Genomic DNA, 5,853 nt, shown 5'->3' on the forward strand with positions numbered 1-5,853 from the left:
ATCTGCAATTTCTTTTCTATGTGTTTCTTTGATATAAGATAACACATAAGGCATTCGTATATATCCCCATAAACTTTTAGAGTTTAGAATCATTGCAGAGCCTAGTTTGTAGGCTAAATGATTGTGGATTCTGTCTTTGGCTTTTATGAGATTTGGCTGCAATGCAACAAGTCGTTTTTCAAAAATCGCATTAGCGTATTGCTCTAAACCCCTTTGATACACTTTAGGATTCCACTGAAAACTATATCGCCAAGCCCCTCGTATCATCTCATTAAGTTCTTTTGTCTGTTCTACAAGTGCGGGAAGATAGATTTTATTGCGATTATAAAGCACACTATAATTTTGGTCAAACCATTTTCATAAGGATAATTTTTGATTTTGTATTTTTTATTTAGCACACTCCATACGCTTTGGTCGTGGCGATTCTCTCTAAAATATGGGAGGTTTGGAATCGTAGATGGGCTATCATCAATGAGTTCAAAATGCTTTTCAAAGGCTTCAAGCCATTCCTTTATAATCTGAATCGTTTTTTGTGTTTTCTTGAGTAGCACAATCCCTGCCGCGCATTGTCCAGATTCTAAAAATTCTTGATTCTCTAGCAATCCAAAATGTGCAAGCAAGTCTGCCTTGTTCCAACATTTTTCAGGATAATCCGTAATACACCCCATAATCTCATTTGCCTCTATATCACTAAAGAGTTCCTGCATTGTCTCTTTGGCTTTTGCATTAAACTCAAACCCAATATCACAATAAAGGAGCAAATCTCCCTCTTGAATTTGCTCTAATGCCATTAAAATCACTCGAGGCTTCCAACACCAATACCCAAACCCGCGCGTGGATATCCTCTCACCTCTTACATTAGTCGTATAAAATTTATCCTTGAAATATTCCACAAACTCTAAGGGCAAGCTTGCTTCTGTGTAGATAAAAATATTATCAAACACCCCCAAAGATTCCGCTTGTTGTTTAAAGCGACAGATAGAGATTCCAAGCCTTGTATCTCCAAAGCTAACTAAAATAGGCTTTTTGCCCCCCCCCCCCGCAGAACTACATTAGACATTATTTCTCCTTTATATATTCTAAGCCAAGATTGTGGCGAAATTTAATAAAATGAAAACTAGATTGCAAGTTAGCTCCTTTATGATAGGAGCAAAACAATCTTTTCCTTAACCTACTTTAATTTTTCTTTGAGCAACTCATTCACTTTTGCAGGATTCACACCCTTTGCACTTTTCATCACTTGCCCAACAAAGAATCCTAAAAGCTTATCCTTGCCGCTTTTATACTCGGCGACTTTATCAACATTTGCATTCAAAACTTCCTCAATCACTGCTAAAATCGCTCCATCATCACTCACTTGCTCCAAGCCCATTTCCACAATGAGTTTATCCACATCTCCCCCGTGATTCTGCACTAGCACATCAAGGATTTCTTTCGCACTTTTTCCGCTAATTTTTCCCTCATCAATGCGTTTAACCAAAGTCGCTAGTGTAGCAGAATCCACACCACAATTTTGCAGATTATTCTCGCCTTTTAATCGCCCTAGAAGCTCTGTGGTTAGCCAAGTAACCGCACCCTTAGCACTCGCACCTAAGCGTAGCATATCCTCAAAATACAATGCCATTTCAAGCTCACCTGTTAGCACACTTGCATCACTTGCTTTAATGCCAAACTCCCGCACATATCTTGCGCGTTTTTCATCAGGCATTTCTGGAATCTCTCTCCCCTCTGCCATTAAGGCTTCATCAATAAATACAGGCAATAAATCCGGATCTGGAAAATAACGATAATCCGCCGCTTCCTCTTTGCCACGCATAGAACGCGTTGTGCCTTTTGCGGTGTCAAAGAGTCGCGTTTCTTGCACAACCTCCTTATCATATTTACCATCTTCCCACGCTTCAATTTGTCTTTCTACTTCGTATTCAATTGCTTTTTGGATAAACTTAAAAGAATTAAGATTCTTAATTTCTACGCGCGTGTAAAGATTGGAATCCCCTTTGGGACGAATGGAAACATTCGCATCACAGCGGAAACTCCCCTCCTGCATATTCGCATCAGAAATTCCCAAAAATCGCACAATAGAATGCAACTTCTTAAGATAAGCAATTGCCTCATCGCTGCTCCGCATATCCGGCTCACTGACGATTTCCAAAAGCGGAGTGCAAGCACGATTCAAATCTACTTTAGAATAATGGCTTTCGTGAATATTTTTACCTGCGTCCTCCTCCATATGCGCACGCGTTACACCAATGATTTTTTTTTCTCCATTGACTTCAATCTCAATTTCTCCTCGCCCTACGATTGGAATCTCAAACTGACTGATTTGATAGGCTTTGGGTAAATCCGGATAAAAATAATTTTTACGCGCAAAAACAGAATTTTGATTAATTTTCGCATTAATGGCTACGCCAAAAGAAATTGCTTTTTTCACAACCTCACGATTCAACACTGGTAATGCGCCGGGCAATCCTAAGCAAGTAGGACAAACATTTTTGTTCGGCTCTTCGCCAAAACTCGTTGCACAAGCACAAAAAATCTTTGTTTTAGTATTTAGCTGGACATGCACTTCAAGCCCAATGATAGTTTCATAAGCACTCATTCAATTAACCTTATTGTTAAATTCGTGTGCATTTTATCGTGTTTTGCTTTAAAAAGGATTGATAAAAAAAGGAAAGAATCTTAAGAAAATAGAGTAAAGTAAAAGTGGCCGGGAGAGAGGGATTCGAACCCCCGGAGGTATGACCCTCAACGGTTTTCAAGACCGCCGCTATCGACCACTCAGCCATCTCCCGAAACAATTTAAAATTAAAATGGAGGCGACACCCAGATTCGAACTGGGGAATCAAGGCTTTGCAGGCCCATGCCTTACCGCTTGGCTATGTCGCCATTCGTGGTGCCCGAGGCCGGACTTGAACCGGCATGGACGCAATGTCCGAGGGATTTTAAGTCCCTTGTGTCTACCATTTCACCACCCGGGCGTTGAATTACAGCTAAACTACTTTTATGATTTTAAATGGAGCGGGAGACGGGGATCGAACCCGCGGCCCCAACCTTGGCAAGGTTATGCTCTACCACTGAGCTACTCCCGCATAAAAGTGAGAGCAAAATTATAGCGACGCTTTTAAAAAAAATCAAGATATTTTAGAAAAAAATGATAAAATTGCAAAATTGGTTGAATAATTATCATTTACAAAACAACAAGGAATCACAATGAAACAAAACCTTTCCATTTTATCCAAATGCTTTGGAGTCTTAATTTTATGTCTTGGAATAGAGACTATGGCTTTAGATTTCACTTATCAAACTTTCCTTATCCCTACCGCGCAAGCCAAAATATTAAATCAAGCCACAGATAAAACCTCTTCCAATCCCCAAACCCTACTTTTTGTTGCAAATTCCAAAGAGGGAATTCTTTATGCTGGCAATCAGGATTTAGGTCGCTGCACACCTTTGTTGCAAGACAAACTAGAATCGCAAAATGAACCTATCACTCTAAAAGAGGGGATACTTGAATGTAAAAATCTAGCCTTAAAGGTTGAAAATGGCGCAATCCTAGGTGCGCTAACCGCTACACAAAACTTTAGACTAAACCTCAAGCTGATAGATTCTATGGTTTTGCGACAACAAGAAATAACCTACCAATATCCAAAAAACTCTAAACAAGCCAAAAATGCCTTAATCTCTACGCAATTTCATTGTTCCAACGATTCAAAAACACAAAAAATCTTGCAATCTGTGTATCAAGAATCTTTTGATTGCAAAAACGCCAAAGAGGTATTTTTGAAAAATTCACAAGATTCCATACAAAACTACTTTAAAGAAATGCTACAAACAAACGACAAAGAAAAAGTGGCGAAAGGAATAGAAAAATACCTACAAACTTCGCCATTTGAAGAATACAAGGGAGAATCTTTATATTATTTTGATAACAATCTACTTGTATTTCTTAAAAGCAATTATCTTTACACAGGAGGCGCACACGGAATCTCTAGCAAATGGGGCGTCATTGTATCTAAAGAAAAGGGAATCCTTCCTCTAAACACAATATTGGATTCCAATAATGGAGAGCTAAAAAGCCTTTTGTGGCAGGAATACCAAAATTATCTCAAAAGCGTGAAAGCAGAAGCCTTTGTGGATTTTGAATCCTTTAGGGTTTCAGATGTTATTTTGTTGGATTATGATTCTTTTGTTTTTCTCTATCAACCTTATGAAATTATGCCCTATGCCTATGGCATTGTTGAGCTTAGAATTCCACTAGAGCAAATGGGGAAATTTGGTAATTTTGCCAAAACACCGCTAGAATCTTTGTTTGTAAAATAATGTAAATAAATTTGCTATAATAAGCATCATTAAGGCAAGGAAATAAAATGAAATGGATTTTGTTTAGCTTATGGATTGGACTTTGTTTAGGATTTCTTGGGTGCGAAAAGCAAGAACATCAAGCAATTCAAGACTCCATAGAACAAAAACAAGAAATCTTAGAAAATCTTGTGCTAAAAAGCAACGATGACACAGAACTGATTGTCAATCAAAAACTACCAAAAAATCAAAGTAACTTTAAAAACATTGAACCAAAAAAAGAAAATATTTTTAAAAATCTCATCATTACTTCTCACCATGAAAATCTCAAAGTTTTACTATTTTTCACGACTTGGTGCGACCCTTGCAAAGGCATTTTGCCTCATTTAGAAAACCTCAAAAAACAATTTGATAACCAAATTGCACTCTATGGAATCCCAGTGGATGATTTGGTGGGTGAAGTAGAAAATTTCAAAGGTATAATGCAGGTTTTTAGCGAAGAAAATAAAGTTGAAATACCTATGATTTTGGATGAAAACCGCACGAAACTCTTTAACGCACTTGGTGGGCTTGAAGGCGTGCCGCTGATTGCTTTATACGATAAAGACGGAAAATATATTATCCATTATCTAGGCGCGATTCCAGAGGAAATGATTGAATTTGACCTCTCACAAAATCTAGCAAAAATAAAGGCACAATAATGCTTGGAATATTCAAAAAAACCCTGCAAAAAACTACACAAAATATTCGTGATTTGCTTCCAAAAACTCATAAAAAGCTTGACAAGGAAACATTAGAGGAAATCCTAATTGCAACTGATATGGATTATGAACTCATTGAAATGATATTAAGCCCACTTGGCGAGCAAATCAGCCGCAATGAGCTTGAAGTCGCTCTACTTAGGCTTTTCCGCAAGGAAAGCTATTATGATAAAGTGCAAGCTAAAATCATAGAAGAAAAACCTTGTGTAAATCTCATCGTGGGTGTCAATGGCGCGGGTAAAACTACAACAATCGCCAAACTAGCTCATCTCTATCAAAAACAAGGCAAAAGTGTGATTCTAGGTGCGGGGGATACTTTTAGAGCCGCCGCAATTGAACAACTTAAGCTATGGGGAGAGAAATTGAATCTCCCTGTCATTGCGTCCAAAATCGGACACGACCCCTCTGCAGTTGCCTTTGATACGATTACTTCCGCAGTTGCAAAAAACCTAGATATAGCCCTGATTGATACAGCGGGGAGATTGCACAATCAAAGCAATCTGCAGCAAGAATTACAAAAAATTATGCGTATTTGTGATAAGGCAAAATCGGGTGCTCCACACCAAAAAATTCTTATTTTAGACGGCACTCAAGGCACTTCTAGCCTAGAACAAGCAAAAGTATTTAGCCAAACACTAGGCGGGATAGATGGTGTGATTATCACCAAATTAGATGGCACGAGCAAGGGCGGAGCGATTTTTAGTATCCTCTATACTTTACGCGTCCCTATTTTGTATATTGGCATAGGCGAAAAAGCAGAAGATTTAATTGTTTTTGACGAAGAAGAATACAT

5 protein-coding genes, 4 tRNA genes and 1 pseudogene are annotated in these 5,853 nt (G+C 38.3%); 3 read left to right on the plus strand and 7 right to left on the minus strand.

Features of this window, described 5'->3' with window-relative positions:
- From Q1553_RS07010 to Q1553_RS07040, 7 genes and pseudogenes are all read right to left on the minus strand, one after another.
- A pseudogene (locus tag Q1553_RS07010) lies at positions 1–132 on the minus strand (sugar transferase); the annotation flags it as partial.
- Between the two features lie 158 nt (positions 133–290).
- A complete protein-coding gene (locus Q1553_RS07015; protein ID WP_300668476.1) occupies positions 291–950 on the minus strand; it encodes a hypothetical protein in 660 nt (219 codons plus the stop codon).
- Positions 951–1,171: 221 nt separating this feature from the next.
- Positions 1,172–2,599 (minus strand): Asp-tRNA(Asn)/Glu-tRNA(Gln) amidotransferase subunit GatB, encoded by a 1,428-nt coding sequence (gatB, locus tag Q1553_RS07020; RefSeq protein ID WP_115550998.1) that lies wholly within the window; start codon positions 2,597–2,599, stop codon positions 1,172–1,174.
- A gap of 105 nt (positions 2,600–2,704) precedes the next feature.
- Positions 2,705–2,792: transfer RNA gene (locus Q1553_RS07025), tRNA-Ser, on the minus strand.
- 19 nt (positions 2,793–2,811) lie between these two features.
- Positions 2,812–2,886 (minus strand) — tRNA-Cys (locus Q1553_RS07030).
- A gap of 5 nt (positions 2,887–2,891) precedes the next feature.
- Positions 2,892–2,978, minus strand: a tRNA-Leu gene (locus tag Q1553_RS07035).
- A 36-nt stretch (positions 2,979–3,014) separates the two neighbouring features.
- Positions 3,015–3,089, minus strand: a tRNA-Gly gene (locus Q1553_RS07040).
- A gap of 121 nt (positions 3,090–3,210) precedes the next feature.
- Here Q1553_RS07040 and Q1553_RS07045 point away from each other — a divergent pair.
- The 3 genes from Q1553_RS07045 to ftsY all read left to right on the plus strand — a co-directional run.
- A complete protein-coding gene (locus tag Q1553_RS07045) occupies positions 3,211–4,320 on the plus strand; it encodes a DUF3298 and DUF4163 domain-containing protein (RefSeq protein WP_300668478.1) in 1,110 nt (369 codons plus the stop codon).
- Between the two features lie 47 nt (positions 4,321–4,367).
- The gene (locus Q1553_RS07050; RefSeq protein WP_115551000.1) at positions 4,368–5,000 is read left to right on the plus strand and encodes a TlpA disulfide reductase family protein; all 633 of its coding nucleotides are present in this window, start codon (positions 4,368–4,370) and stop codon (positions 4,998–5,000) included.
- On the plus strand, positions 5,000–5,853 hold an 854-nt coding region (gene ftsY / locus Q1553_RS07055), incomplete at its 3' end, for a signal recognition particle-docking protein FtsY (RefSeq protein WP_300842857.1). The genes Q1553_RS07050 and ftsY, both read left to right, overlap by 1 nt.

Source organism: Helicobacter sp. UBA3407 (assembly GCF_949747025.1).
GTDB classification, from domain to species: domain Bacteria; phylum Campylobacterota; class Campylobacteria; order Campylobacterales; family Helicobacteraceae; genus Helicobacter_D; species Helicobacter_D ganmani.